Raw genomic sequence first — 16,304 nt, 5'->3', positions numbered from 1 at the left:
GTCGGTTCATCTCGCATGACCCCGAGCACCAGGAGTGAAGCCACGTGAAGGTCAACCCGTTCTCCGCCGGCCCCGCCGCAGCACTCGCCCTCGGTGTTCTGCTGCCGAGCGCGCTTCCCAAGCGGCGGCTGCTGTCCGTGGCGCTGGTCGGCGGCGCGTACGCCGCGACGATCGTGCAGGACCCGTCGAGCCCCCGTGCGTTCACGGTCTCGACCAAGGGGCTGCCGATCCCGCCCGCGCAGGAGCAGCTCGCCAAGATCGCTCTGCCCAGCCTGATCGTCGGCCTCGCGTCGGTGCCGGTCATCGGTCTCGCGCGGCTCCTGCCGCTCGGCCGGGTGCCCGCCGCGCTCGCCCTCGGTGGCGCCTACGTCGCCGCGGAGTCCTACCTGGCCGACAAGGGCCAGCAGGCGGTCGCCAAGGTCGACCTCAGCAACGAACCGGAGTCGATCGGCTGAGCGTCCTCACCTGACACACGTCGCCCGCGGCCATCGGCCGCGGGCTTCGTCGTGTCTACGGCGCCGTGTCACCCTGCGCTCCCGACCTCCCAGCGGGCGATGAGCGTGGAGTCCTGCTCCACCAGCGACAGCAGTTCCAGGTCGGACCGGTGGGCGGGGCCGGACAGCGTGCGGATCGCGCTGCCGGACAGCGTCATCGGCGTCGTCGTCGTGCAGATCTCATCGACGAGCCCGTGCTCGAGCATCGAGCTCGCCAGGTGCGGACCGCCTTCGCAGAGCACTCGTGTCATCCGGTCCCGTCGGAACCGGGCGAGCACCTCGTCGAACGCGCCCGACACGGAGTAGACGGCTCCGCGCTCCGGCGTCGCGGGCTGCGCTGAGAGCTGAGTGGACGTCAGCACGGCGAGGTCCGGGTGGGGTGCGGGGCCGGTGCGGAAGGACGCCAGGTGTCCCGGGGTGGTCAGCGCCGAATATTGCTCTGCTGCATACGTTCCGCGCCCGATGAGGACGACGTCCGCCCAGGCGCGCAGCACGTCGAAGACCCGTCGGTCGGCGGGGGAGCCGATCGACCCGGACAGGCCGTCCGGGCCGGCAGCGGCGCCGTCCACGGTGGAGACCATGTTGAGCCGCACGTGCGTCCGCGGCTCGTCCTGGGCGGGTTCCGTGGAGTAGAGCCGCACCAGCTCGGCATCGCTAAGCTCGGCGGAAGGGCTTGGAATGAGTTGGCGCACCGTGCCATCCAAGCAACCGCGAGCGATCAGGGAGACCCGCATGGGTAAGAAAGCAGCCGCCAAGGACCTCGCGACGACGTTGGAGAAGGCGCTGCGGGTGCACCAGGGGTTCGTCCTGGCCGACCGTGCACCCGCATCGACACCGGGCTTCACGAAGGGCAAGAAGACCGCGGTCTCGGCACAGGAAACCACGGCGGCCGAGCTCGACGACCTCCAGGAGCGGATGTACGCCGAGAGCACCCAGGGCGGCCGGCGCAACGTGCTGTTGGTCGTGCAGGGGATGGACACGTCCGGCAAGGGCGGCATCATGCGGCACGTCGTCGGGTCCCTCGACCCGCAGGGCGTGACGCACCACGCGTTCAAGAAGCCGACGCGCGAGGAGCTGAGTCACCCCTTCCTGTGGCGCGTGCGCAACGCGCTCCCGCCGGCGGGCAGCGTGGGTGTTTTCGACCGGTCCCACTACGAGGACGTCCTGGTGGCACGGGTGCACAACCTCGTCCCGCCCGCGACGATCAGTCGTCGCTACGGGCAGATCAACGGCTTCGAGCAGACCCTCATCGACAACGGCACCACCGTGATCAAGGTGATGCTGCACGTCTCGCGCGAGGAGCAAGCGGAGCGCCTCGCCGGGCGGCTGGACCGGGTCGACAAGCAGTGGAAGTTCAACCCGAACGACGTTGACGAGCGCGGCTTCTGGCCGGCGTACCAGGAGGCCTATCAGCTCGTCATGGACAAGACCTCGACCGACGCCGCGCCGTGGTACGTCGTCCCGGCCGACCACAAGTGGTACGCGCGCCTCGCGGTGCACCATCTGCTGCTGCACCACCTGCGGGCGATGGACCCCCAGTGGCCGGCGCCGTCGTACGACGTGTCGGAGCAGAAGGCGCGCCTCGCGTCCAGCTGATCGACCCCGCCTCTCCTACACAGGTCAGCCGGCGCAAGAAAGTGGCCGTTGAGGCGACAACCCACCCGGCCCGTGCCATCCGGCGCAGGGAAGCGACCGCACCACTGACAACCCACCGGGGGCACCTGCGCCGGCGCGGCTCGTCAGCAGCTGAGGACGGCCGACCGGCTGTGAGCCGGTCGGCCGTCGTACGCCGGCAGGATCAGGCCAGCGGGCTCTGCAGCACCAGCATCGAACGGGCCGGAAGCGCGAAGGACTCGCCCGGCGAGTAGGTCGGCGGCTGAGCGGCCTCGTCCTCGTCAACGGGGGCGGTGCGCAGCGCGATCGACCACGTGGCGTCCGGCACGTCCTTCGGCACCACGAACTCCACGTCCTCGTAGTGCGCGTTGAAGAGCATGAGGAAGTGGTCATCGGTGACGTCGCGCCCGACAGTGTCGGGGGTGCGAATCTCCGCGCCGTTGAGGAAGACCATCAAGGTGCGCGCGTAGCCGTTGCTCCAGTCCTCCTCGCTCATCGGCGAGCCGCCGGGGGAGTACCAGATGATGTCGCCGATGTCACTCGCGCCGCCACGGGTCGCGGCACCCTGGAAGAACCGTCGCCGGTGGAACGTCGGGTGCGCCATCCGCAGGGCGAGCGCCTGCTGCGTGAAGTCGAGCAGGGACTGGTCGTAGTCGTCCAACTCCCAGTCGACCCAGGCGATCTCGTTGTCCTGGCAGTAGACGTTGTTGTTGCCGCCCTGGGAGCGTCCGAGCTCGTCGCCGTGCGCGAGCATCGGCACGCCCTGGCTGAGCAGCAGGGTCGCGATGAAGTTGCGCTCCTGCTGCTGGCGTAGCGCGTTGATGTCCGGATCGTCCGTCGGTCCCTCGACGCCGCAGTTCCAGGAGCTGTTGTTGCTCTCGCCGTCCTTGTTGCCCTCGCCGTTGGCCTCGTTGTGCTTCTCGTTGTAGGACACGAGGTCCCGCAGCGTGAAGCCGTCGTGAGCGACCACGAAGTTGATCGACGCGATCGGACGACGCCCGGAGTGCTCGTACAGGTCGCTGGAACCGGTGAGCCGAGAGGCGAATTCGCCGAGCGTTGCGCCATCGCCGCGCCAGAAGTCGCGCACGGTGTCGCGGTACTTGCCGTTCCACTCGGTCCACAGCGGCGGGAAGTTGCCGACCTGGTAACCGCCGTCGCCGAGGTCCCACGGCTCGGCGATCAGCTTGACCTGGGAGATGACGGGGTCCTGCTGGATGATGTCGAAGAACGCCGACAGGCGGTCGACCTCGTGGAACTGGCGGGCGAGCGTCGCGGCGAGGTCGAAGCGGAACCCGTCGACGTGCATCTCCTGCACCCAGTAGCGCAGCGAGTCCATGATCAGCTGCAGCACGTGCGGGTGCCGCATCAGCAGGCTGTTGCCGGTGCCCGTGGTGTCGTAGTAGTGCTCCTTCGCGTCGTCGACCAGGCGGTAGTACGCCGAGTTGTCGATCCCACGGAAGCAGATGGTCGGGCCGAGCTCGTTGCCTTCGGCCGTGTGGTTGTAGACCACGTCGAGGATGACCTCGATATCGGCGTCGTGCAGCGCCTTGACCATCGTCTTGAACTCGGTGACCTGCTGGCCGTCGCTACCGGCTGCGGCGTACGCGTTGTGCGGCGCCAGGAAGCCGATGGTGTTGTAGCCCCAGTAGTTCGACAGACCCTGGTCGGTGAGGGTGGTGTCCTGGATGAACTGGTGCACCGGCAGCAGCTCGACCGCGGTCACGCCGAGCTCTTTGAGGTGCTCGATGATGGCGGGGTGCGCGACGGCGGCGTACGTGCCGCGGATCTCCTCGGGCACGTCCGGGTGCGTCATCGTCAGGCCCTTGACGTGCATCTCGTAGAAGACGCTGTTGTGGTACTCGTGCTGCGGCGGCCGGTCGTGTGCCCAGTCGAAGAACGGGTTGATGACCACCGAGGTCATCGTGTGACCCAGCGAGTCGTCGTCGTTGAACTCCTCGGGGTCCTCGAACCGGTAGGAGAACAACGACTCGTGACCGTCGATCTGACCGTCGATGGCTTTCGCGTACGGGTCGAGCAGCAGCTTCGCGGGGTTGCAACGCTGCCCCTGCTCGGGGTCGAACGGTCCGTCGACCCGGTAGCCGTAGCGCTGCCCGGGCTGTACGCCCTGGATGTAGCCGTGCCAGACGTGTCCGTCGACCTCGGTCAGCGCGTAGCGGGTCTCTTCGTCGTTCTCACCGATGAGGCACAGGGTCACTCCGGTGGCGACCTCGGAGAAGAGTGCGAAGTTGACTCCGCTGCCGTCGAAGGTCGCGCCGAGCGGATATGGGCGGCCGGGCCAAATGTCCATCGCACCATCATGGTGCATGGAGTTGGGGGTCTTGACAGCTACCGTGGCTGTCGTGACCAATCGCACGCAGGCCCACTGCACCCCGTGAGCCTGAACAGATCGGCCCTCCGCGAGAAGCTCGGGCGGGTGCCCGGGCTGGTTTCGTTGGTACGGCTCGTGCTCGGCACCGTGCGGATCTGCATGCGCTACCGGGTGACCGGACTGGCCGCCGAAGCAGGCTTCTTCGCTCTCCTGTCATTCCCGCCACTGCTCTACGGGCTGTTGGGCCTGGTGGGGTATGTCGGCAACTGGCTCGGCGCCGGCGTGCGTCAGGACGTGACCAACAGCATCGTGCGGTATGCCGCGCGCTTCCTGACCGAGGACAGCCTGCAGGAGGTGCTCGTGCCGACCCTGCGACAAGCCCTGAACGGCGGGCGGCCGGACGTTGTGTCGGTCGGTTTCGTCCTCTCCCTGTGGTCAGGATCACGTGCCCTGAATGTGCTCCTCGACACGATCTCGATCATGTACGGGCAGGGCGGGCGCCGCGGGATCGTACGCACCCGTGTGCTGAGCCTCTCGCTCTACTTCGTGACGCTGGTCTTCGGCGCACTGGTCGTGCCGCTCATCGTGGTGGGCCCGGGACTGCTCGAGCAGCGATTGCCGGCGAAGTTCCTCTTCCTGATGAACTTCTACTGGCCGCTCGTCGGGGGTCTGACGATCCTGGGCTTCGCGACGCTGTACTACATCGCCACGCCTCGACGTACGCCGTGGGTACGCGCGCTGCCGGGGGCCACGCTGACGCTCGCCATCTGGGTGGTCACCTCGATGGCGTTGCGCTGGTTCCTCGGCGCGTCGATCAACGGCGTGAGCATCTACGGGCCGCTGGCGGCCACCATCGTGGTGCTCATCTGGCTGTACTTCCTCGGGATCGGGGTGTTGATCGGCGCTGCGTTCAATGCCGCGGCCTCCCGCATCTGGCCGATGCGCGAGGTGCCCACGGTGCGCGACCGGGCCCGGGGCTGGATGGACGCGCGATCGCGTGACGACGAGCAGCCGGTCGCCGCACGGCTGCCGGGCCGGCGCGCGGCGTGGATCCGCGCCCGTCGCGAGACGCCCGTGGAGCAGCCCCCGCCCGGGATGCCGACGGTGACCGCGCCCAAGCCCGCACCGGCGGCTGCCGTCGAGAAAGACGCGCGGGCCTCGCAGCCTTCCCGCTCCTAGCGGCGCGCTCTCAGCCTGCTGCGCTCCGGTTGTCCGCGGTCTCGTGGCGCCTGCGGGCCGAATCTACGGACTATCGCAGGGCCGACCGGTCGCTGATCCCGCGACTCGGCGTACGGCGCCACGGGTTTGGAGCAGCGCGGTTGGACTCGCTGTGGGCGATCGGATAACCTCGCGGAGCGTTCGACGGCCCTTTCCGTCGACGTGTAGATGCGGACATAGCTCAGTTGGTAGAGCGCAACCTTGCCAAGGTTGAGGTCGCCGGTTCGAGCCCGGTTGTCCGCTCTGCTCCGGGACCGGTCGGCGCCCTCGGGCGCACCGGCCCGGACGTGGTGGCGTGGCCGAGAGGCGAGGCAACGGCCTGCAAAGCCGTCTACACGGGTTCAAATCCCGTCGCCACCTCCATCACGTCCTACGCCGGGGGCTCGGGGCTGCGGCTGGAGATCTCCTGCAGCGCCCACGAATTCCCGTCCGGGTCCGAGAAGTAGGCGTACTTCACCCCTCCCATGTCCTGCACATCGGAGATGTCGACCTCCCGACTGCGCAGCTCCTCGCGCGCCGAGGCGATGTCGTCGACGACCAGGTGCAGGCCGTTGACCCGACCCGCATCGGGATCGCTGATCCCGACGCCGACGACCACCGAGCACGCCGACCCCGAGGGAGTCAGCTGCACGATGCGCATCCCGTTGCCCGGCTCGATGTCGTGGTCGAGCACGAAACCCACCCGGTCGACGTAGAACGCCTTGCTGCGGTCGACGTCGGTGACGGGCAGCGGGACGAGCTCGAGGCGCATGTCCATGGGTGGGGTCTCCTCCAGTGTCGCTGGGCGGGTGGGTCGCGCTCAGCATGCCCGGTGTCACCGACAACTGGCAGGGTTCGGGGCATGACCCTCGGACGGGAACGACGATGAGAGCCCTGGTCCTGGCCGGCGGAGGGGTGGCCGGCATCGCGTGGGAGCTCGGGGTGCTCCTCGGGCTGCGCGACGGCGCGCCCGATCTGCGGCCCGCTCTGGTGGACGCCGACGTCGTCGTCGGGACGTCCGCCGGCGCCGCCGTGGGCGCTCAGATCACGTCCGGTGTCGATCTCGCGGAGCTCTACGCCGCGCAGTTGGATCCTGCGAGCGCCGAGATCGAGGTGGACCTGGACGCCGAGGCGTTGGCCGCGTCATACGAGGCAGCGGCTCGCGGCGCGACCTCCGCGGTCGATGCGCGTCGCCGGTTCGGTCAGCTGGCGCTCGCCGCCCGCACGGTGTCCGAGGCCGACCGGCGTACGGCGATCAAGGCCAGGTTGCCCTCGCTCGACTGGCCCGACCGCGAGATGTTCATCACGGCCGTCGACACCGCGACCGGCGAGTTGGAGACGTTCACGCCGCGGGGGAGCACGAGCCTGACCGACGCCGTGGCCGCGAGCTGCGCGGTGCCCGGCGTCTGGCCGCCCGTGACGATCGGCGGGCGCCGTTACATGGACGGGGGGATGCGCTCGGGCACGAACGTCGACCTGGCGGCAGGCTGCGACCGGATCCTGGTGCTGTCGCCGACGCTGCCCGGTGCGCCGTCGCTGCTCGGCGATCTGGACGCCGATGTGGTCGCACCCGCGGACGCTCAGGTGCTCGTCGTACAGGCCAACGTGCGATCGATGGCGGCGTTCGGGCGCAACCCGCTGTCACCGGCGACCCGCGCTCCGTCCGCCGAGGCGGGCCGTGCGGTGGGCCGCGCCAGAGCCGCTCGGGTGGCGGAGTTCTGGGCCTGAGCGGTCGCCGTACGACGGGCGCGATCGCGCCAGGAACGCGCCGTGATCGGTGCCGTTTTGGGTGCCGGGCACCACCTCGGCTACAGTTCCCCTCGTTGTTCACCCGGGCGTACGCCGGGGAGTGCAGCAGGCGGACATAGCTCAGTTGGTAGAGCGCAACCTTGCCAAGGTTGAGGTCGCCGGTTCGAGCCCGGTTGTCCGCTCCACCCATGATTTGGGCGATTGGCGCAGCGGTAGCGCGCTTCCCTGACACGGAAGAGGTCACTGGTTCGATCCCAGTATCGCCCACCAGCACGTAAGGCCCCTGACCTGCGGAAACGCAAGGTCAGGGGCTTTCTTGTTTGCGGTCGTGCCCAGCACGTGCCCAACGCGGGAGCAACTGGCGTCAATAGATGACCCCGGCAGCGCAGGAACGCTCCGGGGTCTGACGACCAGCCGTAGGAGGCTGCCCGTGAGCACCACCGTACCCAATTCTCAGTTCCCGCTCCCCGTGTCCGAGGCCTACGAACCGGACGACCTCGACGCCGCGCGCGATGGCAGCGTGATCGCGATGTGGGGGCACTGCCAACCGTGGTGCGAGACCGACTGTGGAGACGCACGGCGCGATGGTCACACCGTTTACGACCACGGTCCGTACTGCATGTCACTGATGATCGGCAACCTGATTGAGGCGGCCGAGGATGACGGACAACCGCTGCTCGGAGTCGTGACCCTCGCCCGCAGCTACATGCAGGGCATGTACGCCGTGCCGCTGCCGTCAAGCTGCCGCACAACGTTCGTCCGCCTGGACTTCTCGGTCATGGATGAAACTCGTCTGGCGGCGAACCTGACCAGCTCCGAAGCGCGCACCCTTGCCGCCTCGCTTCTGCGCGGCGCCGATGAGGCCGACGGCCTCACCACCCCACTGAGGCGACACGCTCGGTAGACACCCGAGCACGACGCGGCGCTGGACAGGGCCTCAGCCGCGAACCAACTCGGACGCTGCCCGCGGGTGACTGACCCCCGCACGCCGACCCGCCGGCGTGCGCCCACAACCAAGCTGTGCACGGCCGGTCGTGGGTCGACGGCCCCGCTCGCTCTCACACCGAGGCCGAGCTAGGAGTCGTGGCCGGGTGCGAACTGGCTGGGTCGGCATTGGGAGGGTTCGCCACCACTGCGCCCCCCGTCAGGGTGGTCCGTGCGCTAGCGGTAGGCAGGACATCCGGGATTGAGCGGGCGCTTCACGGGACCATCTTCCTGGCAGGATGCTGGCCTATGGGTATTGCGTCACTGATCATCTCGATCCTCGCCATCCTGTTTACAGCGGCATCGGTCGTCTACACCAGGCGTACCGCGGAGGCCAACCGCACCATGGCAGCAAATGACACTGCGCGACGGCGTGAGGAAGTCGCCGCCCGGGAGGTAGCCGAAGCGAAGTCAACGCAGGCCGATATGCGAGCTTCCGTGGAAATTGCCGCTGGCAGTGTCGCTGTGGTGCGATTGCACAATGCAGGAGCGGCCCCGGCGGTGAATGTCAGATGCCAGCCTTGGGTCGAAGGGGCTGGAGGTGCGGCCCCGATGGTCGAGGTACACGACTCGTCCACCCCGATCAAGCGGATAGAACCAGGGAAGTCCGTTGATCTACCCATCGCGCGCCTCGAGGGTGGAATGGCCGACTGGTTCAATTTCGAAGTGTGGTGGACCGACTCAAGACCTGAGCAGAGTCACGTGACTGAACTCAAGACGCCCTGAGCGACAGACAATCACCACCTGAAGATACTGGGCGTAGCTTAAATGCCATGGGCTTCATCTCGCGTCTACTCATCCCGCGCTCAGTCCGCCGGGCGATGCACCCGGCTCGCACTGTGCGACGGGCAGTGACGCCAAAGCCAATCAAGCAGATGCGCCGGGCGATGCACCCGGTCAGCAATGCAAAGTGTTCAGCTCAACGGTCCTTGGCGACAAGCATGCGGGCGGGTGCCAAACGTCGCGCGAAGGCGACGATCTATCGCCACGGAAGTTGCCCGGTCAAACATCGAACACATGAGGCCGCGGCGAGGTGTCGGAACAGCTAAAGGGCTCGACCGACGGGCGACGGGTCACGCCGAATCGTCGGCGCTTTGCCGGCCCGTCGGCAGCGGGGCTAGTGCTCTGCCGCATCGCTGGACGTCACTGGGGCTCCCAGCGCCACTTGTCGTTGTTCTCGCACTTGATCGCTTCGCCGTCGCCTGCGACCCCGGTCGCGCCGTGGTCCCGTTTGCGGCAGAACTCGCCGGGCTCGTAGCAGTTGCCCCCGTTGGTAAGCGGGTAACAGGCGGCCGATGCGGCGCTGGAGCTGGTCGACGCCGGCGGCGCCGGGGCTGGCGCCACGAACGGAGCAGAGTGCGTGGGTGCTGGGGCCACCTTTTGGGTGGGCGTCACCTTGTGAGTCGGCCTTGGTCTGGTGGTGCTCGGTCGCGGCGTAACTGTGGTGGTGGTGCTGGTGCAGGGGGCTGTGGTTGGCGCAGGTGTCGTGGTGGACGCAGAGGTGGTTGCGGCAGTGGAGCTGCTCGATGCTGCAACGGTGGCCTTTGTGGCTGTCCCAACGTGGTTGGCAGACAGGATTGCGCCCAGGGTCGCCAGACCGACGAACAGCGCCACGATGACACCGCACCCGAGGCCGAGGATTTTCAGTGGGCTCCGCTTGCGTTTCGGCTGCGGGCGGTAGGGCGGCAGTGGTTGCTGGTATGACATCGGGCTCCCCCTGTTGCGACAGTGCATTACTAGTGAACCCATCCGGTCAGCACCCTACTTAACATCGGGTCAAGTTGGGGTTGCTCGGGCCGTAGGCGACGAACGGAACCGGCCCGAGGCGTCCCCGTTATTTCGACGGGCCTGACGGCGACCTCAGCGGCCGAAACAATGGCCACCAGGAAAACTTTGGATCCCGTAGGCAGCGAACTTCGCAGAATGCAGCGGCACGACGCTGAGCCCCGGGCAGGGACCCCCTGCCCCCGTCGCACTGAGGCACCGGGGCGTACTGGTTCTGCCACTGGGTACGGGTCTGGGGGTTTCCGCGAGGGCCGCGATCTTGGGCAAGGCTGGGCTGTGGGTGGGTTGCTCGGCCGCGCTGGCGCGGTCATGGGACCTGCGAAAGGAGAGGGAGGTCCTCACGCGCCATCGATCCACGGTGCCCGCTGGAGTCATGAGACAGCGGGGTGGTGACGTTGACGCGGCCGAGCTGGTCTATGCGGCAGCTTGTGGCGGCTGCCTGGTCTCCAATTGCGGCCATTGTCGGCGGATGATCGCGCCGCCCAAGGTGGGCGCCTGCACGACCGTGCGCAGGATGATGGGCAGCACGGGAAGCGCGCCAGCAGCACCGTCGACCGGCTCAGTGGTGGCGTACCCGAGCGCGACCAGCAGCGCACGTTCGGTCGGTGTGGCATCGCGGGCGTACCCGCGGGTGTCACCGGGCAGGGCAGTCGCGTCGTCCGGCAAGCAGGTCACTGTGGCGGTGCCAAGGTTCAGCAGTGGCACGTCGACCCCGATCGTGCGCTCAGCCGGTGAACCGTTGGCGTACCCCCTGCCGTAGTCCGCGGCGCGGGTCGCGTCCTCGAAGTCCCGGATGGCGCACGGTGTGGCGTGGTCGATGGCGAGCCAGCCGGCCGGGTGACCGACGAGCTGGCTGCCACCGCACACAGGGCAGGACCGCATCCGCGTCAGTCGCCCTCGGTCAGGCTCATCTTCACGATGGCGGCCGGGTGCGGGAAGGAGAATCCACACCGCATGGTGCCGCGCACCGCGACACGATCACTGGTGAAGAACACCGAGCTGTCGGCGGTCACAGTGGCGTCGGTGCGCACGATGATGTGTGCACGATCGCCGGGTACGCCCCAGATCGTGCCGGGCGTGACACCGGCCGAGACGCGCAGCGGGACACCGGAGATCATCCGCACACCGGGCTGCGCCGGGTCCGGCTGCAACAGTGGCGCGTTCGCCTGCGCGGTGCCGTACTGCTTCAGCTTCGCCAGGACTAGCGCATCGACCGGGTTCGCCGTAGCGGAGCCCGACCCGCTCAGCTCGTCGTCCAGCACGCCCTGCCGTCCCCCGCTATCGCTGTTGAGAGATGCTTGACACCACCCCCCGGTGGCGCAATATTCAACCTGGCCGCCGCAGGTGGCTGTGCACCCCGGACCCGGTGCGACTTCTTTTCAACGAGGAAGCATTGGGGCGGGGTTTTACTTGTGCGCGCTGCTGTCCTGATCGTGAGCGGAGGGCGCTGCTCATGATCACCGATTCCCCTACCGGGGCCGCGTTCGGTAAGCCCGACGCCGATAAACCTGGCACCGTCACCCCACACCCCCTTTCCGGGTCTGATCAGCAATTACTGACATTGCGCTTCGTCCACGGCTTGAGGCCCGCGGAGATCGCTCAAGCCGTGGGGATGTCCCAAGCAAGGGTCGCGCAGCGGCTGGCCGCCCTGGCTGACCGTGCGCAAACCGGTACGGGCAGCAGCGACGGTTCGCACTCGGCGTAATGAGTGTGACTACACGACTCCACCCGCACTCGCGGGTCGTAGAGGAGACCCTGCCAGCTGCGGTGTCGGCCACCGAGGATCACGACGTTGAGCAGCAGACAAGCGGGAGTGACCGCGAAGCACGCACGGTGGCGTTGCTGATCCGGGCCGGGCGCGTCGACGATCCCGGTATCGCTAGCCAGTTGCGTGGCGAGGCGGTCGCTTTGAACCTGAGACTGGTCCGTGGGGTCGCCCGGCGCTATGCCGGCCGCGGGGTGGAGTTGGAAGATCTGCAGCAGGTCGCCGGGATGGCGTTGGTGCTGGCCGCCCGCCGCCTCGAGCCGGAACAGGGACGAGGGTTCGGCGCATTCGCTCAGGTCACCATGCACGGTGAGCTGAAACGACACCTGCGCGATCATGCGTGGGCAGTTCGACCACCGCGGGCCTTGCACGACACATACCTGCAAGTCGTCCGCATTGGTGATGATCTGGCCCAGTCGCTGCAGGCTGTGCCCAGCACCGGGCAAATTGCCCAAGCCTTGGGCGTGACCTCGCAGCAAGTACGAGAAGCCCAGAACGTCAGCGGGTTCTATGCCGCCGCATCCTTGGACGCCTGGCCCGGTGGCGACGACATTCCGTGGGGTGAGCCGGTGAACGTCGGCCGGGTGCGCAGCGTCGATGCCCAGCTCACAGGTCTGGACCTACGCCAGAGCATCCGGCTGCTCCCACCACGGGAGCAACTGATGCTGCACCTGCGATTCGCCGAGGACCTGACCCAACAGCAGATCGGTGTGCGCCTGGGAATCAGCCAGATGCAGGTCTCCCGTCAGCTGTCCTCGGTCATTACCCGGTTGCGCGCCACCCTGACCAATGACACCGCTGAAGCGGCGTCCTGACTGACCACGCCGCCCAGTGCATGCCGAGCCTGCGCCATCTCACGGAAAGTGACCCTCATGCCAGCAATGACCTTGATCTCCCGCTATCGCGCACGACGTATCTTCGGATACCGCGCACGACGTGTCTTCGGCAATCCGGTAGCCCCACGCTTGAGGGTTCGAGCTACCCAGCCGGCGGGGTCGCGATGAGTATGAAGATTTACCGCAGTGAAGGTCGCGAAGCCGGCCCGTGGGTGCGCGTCGATCTCGTGCCTCGCAGGGGGCCCGACGCAATGCGCGTCTGGTTGATGCGCGCCTTGCACATTTATCAACTCAGCCCGATCCCGACGCGTCAGGTACCTCCGCAACTGCGGCCCACAACTACGCGCTGGGCCGCCACCCGCGGGCTGACGACTGACCACCGGCACGTGCTGATCATCACCGACGATCAGCGCGAAGAAGAGCCGCGACGACCGACCAGGCCACGCGAGCAGCGGTCCTCCGCCGGCTGAACAACCCGGGCAAGATCTGTTGCCCGGCGATTCGACCGTGGACCTGACGTGCGAGTGAGCCCACGTTAGAGTGCGCATCCTGCGGTGACGCGCGGACCCTATCGTGTGAGAATCCCAGGCCTTGTGAGCAATCCGGGTCGTCAAACGTGGTCCATTTTGTTGGCAATGCGACCGAACAGGATGTCGAGTCCGGCCCCGAATTCTTCCTCGAAATGGTCCTCGGTGAGACCGGCGCGCAGTCGATGGATCACGGGATAGTCGCTGGGTTTGACGCCGAGTAGTTCGCTGGTGGTCGCAGCGTTGGCCAGTGCTTTACGTTTGGCGGTGGTGCGGGTGGGGCTGATGGAACCGGGGACGGGGTCTGCCGGATCCACTGGATCGTGGGCTCCGGTGTCGTCGCCAGCCTGAAAGGAGCCATCGCCGGGTTTGGGGTCGTCGATGACCATGGCGCTGGTCTCTAGGAGAAGGTGTCCCAGCAGGAAACTGTTAAAGGACCGGTAGGTGAACAGCACCTGTTCGTCGTTGAACCCGGCCTGAGAAAGGTTGGCTAACATGGTCTCGATCCAGCGCAGCGAACGCAGGGGCGGATTTATCCACGGAGCGCTGGGGGGGCGGGTGGCCACCAGGGGGAAGGCGTGAGGGTGGGCTCGGGCGTACCGGCGCACACCCCATGCGAGGTCGGTCAGGTAGGACTGCCACCCGTCATCGCCGACGTCTTGCTGGATGGTCGGGTCATCGTCCAGTTCGCCGACAATATGGTCCACGACCGCGTCGAAGAGATCTTCTCGGTTGGCAACATAGCGGTAGAGCGCCATCACTTGTACACCCAGTTGGCGGGCGACAGTGCGCATCGAGGCCGCGGCAATCCCCTGCTCGTCGATGAGGTCCACCGTGGCGGAGACGATCTGGTCCAGACTCAGCCGCCGCCTACTTTCAGCGCGTTGCGCCTCTAGCTCGCGCATCCCGTCACCTGGCCTTCACGTCTTGGCTGTACGACTCGAATCGACCCCCTGTCGAGCCACTCGAAACCCACCGTGGGGTGTTGTGCACTCTAGGTGAATCTGCTGCGAAGCGGCCTGTTCGGACGCGGTTGTATACGCCGTACGCACTTTGCGTCTACGGTGTAGACGGCTCGACGGGCCACAGCTTGCGGCAGGCCTACAGGGGCGACCGATGTGAAGCAACAGGGTGCGACGCACCAGGAGGCAACGATGAGTAGTCCAACGAACGAGTCATTCTCGCGGCGAGCAGAGCGCCCAGCGGGCGATGGCTCGCAGGAGTCCACGGCAGGGCAGGCCAAGGACGCGGCCGCCGATGTCGCCAGCCACGGCCAACAGGCCGCAGCCGACGTGGCCCGCACCGGCCAGCAGGCCGCCGCTCAGGTCGCGGGTAAAGCCAAAGAACGGGCTAGCGACCTGCTGGGTCAGACCCGCACCCAGCTGCGCGAGCAGGCAGAGACCCAGCGCACCACCGCGGTGCAGGCTCTGCAGGATCTGGGTCGGCAGTTGTCGGCCATGACAGACAACGCGTCGTCAAACGACGCTCAAGGTGCCGCCATCGACGCGGTGACCACGGCCCGTGACCGGGTCAGCGACGCTGCGGAGTGGCTCGAGCGGCGCGACACCGATCAAGTGCTGGATGACGTCAGGAAGTTTGGTCGGCAGCGCCCCCGTGCGTTTCTGCTGTCTGCTGCCTTGGCCGGGGTAGCAGCCGGCCGCCTCACCCGCGGGGTCGTTGCTCAGCACATAGACACGAACACGGACTCCGATGACGACCAGTCCACCGTCACACCGGCTCCTTGGGAGACCGGTGTGTCGTCTGAGGGGCGGGCCGGCCGTGAGTGACCTGCGCGAAGAGGTCGGCGGTTTACGCGACGACGTGACCGACCTGGGCAGCCAGCTGCCGCCCAGCACCGATGAGAAGGCCGCGGTCCGCGACTTCATGTCCGACGTCTCGCGGGACCTCAAGGCGTTGATGAGCCAGGAGGTCGAGCTCGCGAAGGCCGAGATTGGTGCCGAGGCAGGCAAGGCCGGCAAGGGCGCCGGCATGTTGGGCGGCGCGGGCTTTGCGGCGCTGATGGCGGTCATCTTCGCCTCGACCGCAGCGTGGTGGGGCTTGGGTCACCTCGTGGGGATTGCCTGGGCCGCGCTGATTGTGGCCCTGGTGTGGGCCGTGATCGCCGCGGTGCTGTTCATCGTGGGCCGCGGTGTCCTGCGATCCATCAGCCTCACCCCGCAACGCACCATCGATTCCATCAAGCGCATCCCCAGTGCGATCAAGCCACGCCAAGGAGACCAGCATGAGTGACCCCGACCAGCTCGCAGCCGACACCCGCCGTACCCAGGACGCCCTGTCCCAGGACGTGACCCGGTTGACCAACCGGGTCAACCCACAGCAGTTCGTGGGTACCCGCCGCGAGAAGGTCTCCCGCGGCCTGAGCTCGATCAAGGATCGCGTGATGGGCGTGGGCACCAGTGCCGCGCAGGCCGCGAAGGAGACGGCGCAGTCGGCCGCTGACTCCGCGCAGAACGCGGGCGGGTCCGCACAGGGCGCAGCCGGCTCCGCGCCGGACGCGGTCCGCGACCGGGCGTCGGGCAACCCCATCGCCGCAGGCGTGATCGCGTTCGGCGCCGGCTGGTTGCTTTCCTCGCTCCTACCCGCCAGCGATACCGAGCAGAAGGCCGCCGCCACGGTCGAAGACCGCGCCAGCGGGCTCACTGATTCGGTGAAGCAGTCCGCACAGGACGTGGCCTCCAACCTCAAACAGCCAGCACGTGATGCCGCCCAATCGGTGCAGCAAACCGCGACCGAGGCAGCGAACCGGACTGCCGAGCACGCCAAGAGCGCGACCTCCGACGTGAAGAAACATGCCCAAGACGCCACCCAAGACGTCACGGACAACGGGTCAGGTCAAAGCAGAGGCGCAGGCTCTATCGGCGGGCACTATGCCGGCTGACGCGGTCGCCCAGCCGGGCCAACCTGAGCGAGGCCGACAGAACTTTGACGCGGGCCGCGGCGGTAGCGCCGCCAACAGTGCCGATCACGCCCCGGACCGGCCCACCGACCTGCCCAAAGCCGGGT

17 protein-coding genes and 4 tRNA genes are annotated in these 16,304 nt (G+C 67.5%); 14 read left to right on the top strand and 7 right to left on the bottom strand.

What is annotated here, in order from left to right; all coding sequences use genetic code 11:
* Positions 1–44: 44 nt before the first annotated feature.
* Complete coding sequence (locus JOB34_RS08230; RefSeq protein ID WP_179481249.1) at positions 45–455, top strand: hypothetical protein; 411 nt, start codon at positions 45–47, stop codon at positions 453–455.
* A 68-nt stretch (positions 456–523) separates the two neighbouring features.
* Here the strand turns inward: JOB34_RS08230 and JOB34_RS08225 are convergent, their stop codons facing one another.
* Positions 524–1,186 carry a dihydrofolate reductase family protein gene (locus JOB34_RS08225; RefSeq protein WP_208052219.1) on the bottom strand — a complete coding sequence of 221 codons (663 nt, stop codon included), beginning with the start codon at positions 1,184–1,186 and terminating at the stop codon, positions 524–526.
* A 40-nt stretch (positions 1,187–1,226) separates the two neighbouring features.
* Between JOB34_RS08225 and JOB34_RS08220 the strand changes: the two genes are divergently transcribed.
* Positions 1,227–2,090, top strand: a complete 864-nt coding sequence (locus tag JOB34_RS08220; protein ID WP_208052218.1) for a PPK2 family polyphosphate kinase — start codon at positions 1,227–1,229, stop codon at positions 2,088–2,090.
* 202 nt (positions 2,091–2,292) lie between these two features.
* On the opposite strand, the gene glgX is transcribed toward JOB34_RS08220, so the two are convergent.
* Positions 2,293–4,416, bottom strand: coding sequence for a glycogen debranching protein GlgX (glgX, locus tag JOB34_RS08215; protein ID WP_208052217.1), 2,124 nt, complete (start codon positions 4,414–4,416; stop codon positions 2,293–2,295).
* 84 nt (positions 4,417–4,500) lie between these two features.
* On the opposite strand from glgX, the gene JOB34_RS08210 reads away from it, so the two are divergent.
* From JOB34_RS08210 to JOB34_RS08200, 3 genes are all read left to right on the top strand, one after another.
* A complete protein-coding gene (locus JOB34_RS08210) occupies positions 4,501–5,616 on the top strand; it encodes a YihY/virulence factor BrkB family protein (protein WP_347813777.1) in 1,116 nt (371 codons plus the stop codon).
* Positions 5,617–5,825: 209 nt separating this feature from the next.
* Positions 5,826–5,898: transfer RNA gene (locus JOB34_RS08205), tRNA-Gly, on the top strand.
* A gap of 46 nt (positions 5,899–5,944) precedes the next feature.
* A tRNA-Cys gene (locus JOB34_RS08200) sits at positions 5,945–6,018 on the top strand.
* Between the two features lie 7 nt (positions 6,019–6,025).
* On the opposite strand, the gene JOB34_RS08195 is transcribed toward JOB34_RS08200, so the two are convergent.
* The gene (locus JOB34_RS08195; protein ID WP_208052215.1) at positions 6,026–6,412 is read right to left on the bottom strand and encodes a VOC family protein; all 387 of its coding nucleotides are present in this window, start codon (positions 6,410–6,412) and stop codon (positions 6,026–6,028) included.
* A 107-nt stretch (positions 6,413–6,519) separates the two neighbouring features.
* Here JOB34_RS08195 and JOB34_RS08190 point away from each other — a divergent pair, with 107 nt between their 5' ends.
* The 5 genes from JOB34_RS08190 to JOB34_RS08170 all read left to right on the top strand — a co-directional run bounded on the left by JOB34_RS08190 (position 6,520) and on the right by JOB34_RS08170 (position 9,093).
* On the top strand, positions 6,520–7,362 hold the full coding sequence (locus JOB34_RS08190) for a patatin-like phospholipase family protein (protein ID WP_208052214.1): 843 nt from the start codon (positions 6,520–6,522) through the stop codon (positions 7,360–7,362).
* 130 nt (positions 7,363–7,492) lie between these two features.
* A tRNA-Gly gene (locus tag JOB34_RS08185) sits at positions 7,493–7,568 on the top strand.
* Positions 7,569–7,578: 10 nt separating this feature from the next.
* Positions 7,579–7,653, top strand: a tRNA-Val gene (locus tag JOB34_RS08180).
* 160 nt (positions 7,654–7,813) lie between these two features.
* The gene (locus JOB34_RS08175) at positions 7,814–8,287 is read left to right on the top strand and encodes a hypothetical protein (protein ID WP_208052213.1); all 474 of its coding nucleotides are present in this window, start codon (positions 7,814–7,816) and stop codon (positions 8,285–8,287) included.
* Between the two features lie 329 nt (positions 8,288–8,616).
* On the top strand, positions 8,617–9,093 hold the full coding sequence (locus tag JOB34_RS08170) for a hypothetical protein (protein ID WP_208052212.1): 477 nt from the start codon (positions 8,617–8,619) through the stop codon (positions 9,091–9,093).
* Positions 9,094–9,510: 417 nt separating this feature from the next.
* Here the strand turns inward: JOB34_RS08170 and JOB34_RS08165 are convergent, their stop codons facing one another.
* The 3 genes from JOB34_RS08165 to JOB34_RS08155 all read right to left on the bottom strand — a co-directional run bounded on the left by JOB34_RS08165 (position 9,511) and on the right by JOB34_RS08155 (position 11,414).
* On the bottom strand, positions 9,511–9,711 hold the full coding sequence (locus tag JOB34_RS08165; RefSeq protein WP_208052211.1) for a hypothetical protein: 201 nt from the start codon (positions 9,709–9,711) through the stop codon (positions 9,511–9,513).
* Between the two features lie 855 nt (positions 9,712–10,566).
* Positions 10,567–11,034, bottom strand: a complete 468-nt coding sequence (locus JOB34_RS08160) for a hypothetical protein (RefSeq protein WP_208052210.1) — start codon at positions 11,032–11,034, stop codon at positions 10,567–10,569.
* 5 nt (positions 11,035–11,039) lie between these two features.
* Positions 11,040–11,414 carry a phage major capsid protein gene (locus tag JOB34_RS08155; protein WP_208052209.1) on the bottom strand — a complete coding sequence of 125 codons (375 nt, stop codon included), beginning with the start codon at positions 11,412–11,414 and terminating at the stop codon, positions 11,040–11,042.
* A 505-nt stretch (positions 11,415–11,919) separates the two neighbouring features.
* Between JOB34_RS08155 and JOB34_RS08150 the strand changes: the two genes are divergently transcribed.
* Positions 11,920–12,732 (top strand): sigma-70 family RNA polymerase sigma factor, encoded by an 813-nt coding sequence (locus tag JOB34_RS08150; RefSeq protein WP_208052208.1) that lies wholly within the window; start codon positions 11,920–11,922, stop codon positions 12,730–12,732.
* A gap of 631 nt (positions 12,733–13,363) precedes the next feature.
* On the opposite strand, the gene JOB34_RS08145 is transcribed toward JOB34_RS08150, so the two are convergent.
* Positions 13,364–14,185 (bottom strand): TetR/AcrR family transcriptional regulator, encoded by an 822-nt coding sequence (locus tag JOB34_RS08145; RefSeq protein WP_208052207.1) that lies wholly within the window; start codon positions 14,183–14,185, stop codon positions 13,364–13,366.
* A gap of 249 nt (positions 14,186–14,434) precedes the next feature.
* Here JOB34_RS08145 and JOB34_RS08140 point away from each other — a divergent pair, with 249 nt between their 5' ends.
* Genes JOB34_RS08140 through JOB34_RS08130 form a run of 3 tightly spaced genes read left to right on the top strand, consistent with a single transcriptional unit; the run spans position 14,435 to position 16,179 of the window.
* A complete protein-coding gene (locus tag JOB34_RS08140) occupies positions 14,435–15,067 on the top strand; it encodes a hypothetical protein (protein ID WP_208052206.1) in 633 nt (210 codons plus the stop codon).
* Positions 15,060–15,530 (top strand): phage holin family protein, encoded by a 471-nt coding sequence (locus JOB34_RS08135; protein WP_347813776.1) that lies wholly within the window; start codon positions 15,060–15,062, stop codon positions 15,528–15,530. The genes JOB34_RS08140 and JOB34_RS08135 overlap by 8 nt, the downstream gene beginning before the upstream one ends.
* The gene (locus tag JOB34_RS08130; RefSeq protein ID WP_208052205.1) at positions 15,523–16,179 is read left to right on the top strand and encodes a DUF3618 domain-containing protein; all 657 of its coding nucleotides are present in this window, start codon (positions 15,523–15,525) and stop codon (positions 16,177–16,179) included. The genes JOB34_RS08135 and JOB34_RS08130 overlap by 8 nt, the downstream gene beginning before the upstream one ends.
* Positions 16,180–16,304 lie beyond the last annotated feature (125 nt).

Origin of the sequence: Allobranchiibius sp. GilTou38, from assembly GCF_017565325.1 — a bacterium.
GTDB classification, from domain to species: Bacteria; Actinomycetota; Actinomycetes; order Actinomycetales; family Dermatophilaceae; genus Allobranchiibius; species Allobranchiibius huperziae.
Note: the sequence above shows the minus strand (reverse complement) of the source record. Positions and strands in the feature narration are given on the sequence as shown.

Excerpts from the sequence above, each read along its gene's own strand:
- JOB34_RS08220 (WP_208052218.1), top strand. The coding sequence starts at position 1,227 with ATGGGTAAGAAAGCAGCCGCCAAGGACCTCGCGACGACGTTGGAGAAG.
- glgX (WP_208052217.1), bottom strand. The coding sequence starts at position 4,416 with ATGGACATTTGGCCCGGCCGCCCATATCCGCTCGGCGCGACCTTCGAC.
- JOB34_RS08195 (WP_208052215.1), bottom strand. The coding sequence starts at position 6,412 with ATGGACATGCGCCTCGAGCTCGTCCCGCTGCCCGTCACCGACGTCGAC.
- JOB34_RS08190 (WP_208052214.1), top strand. The coding sequence starts at position 6,520 with ATGAGAGCCCTGGTCCTGGCCGGCGGAGGGGTGGCCGGCATCGCGTGG.
- JOB34_RS08170 (WP_208052212.1), top strand. The coding sequence starts at position 8,617 with ATGGGTATTGCGTCACTGATCATCTCGATCCTCGCCATCCTGTTTACA.
- JOB34_RS08160 (WP_208052210.1), bottom strand. The coding sequence starts at position 11,034 with ATGCGGTCCTGCCCTGTGTGCGGTGGCAGCCAGCTCGTCGGTCACCCG.
- JOB34_RS08145 (WP_208052207.1), bottom strand. The coding sequence starts at position 14,185 with ATGCGCGAGCTAGAGGCGCAACGCGCTGAAAGTAGGCGGCGGCTGAGT.
- JOB34_RS08140 (WP_208052206.1), top strand. The coding sequence starts at position 14,435 with ATGAGTAGTCCAACGAACGAGTCATTCTCGCGGCGAGCAGAGCGCCCA.
- JOB34_RS08130 (WP_208052205.1), top strand. The coding sequence starts at position 15,523 with ATGAGTGACCCCGACCAGCTCGCAGCCGACACCCGCCGTACCCAGGAC.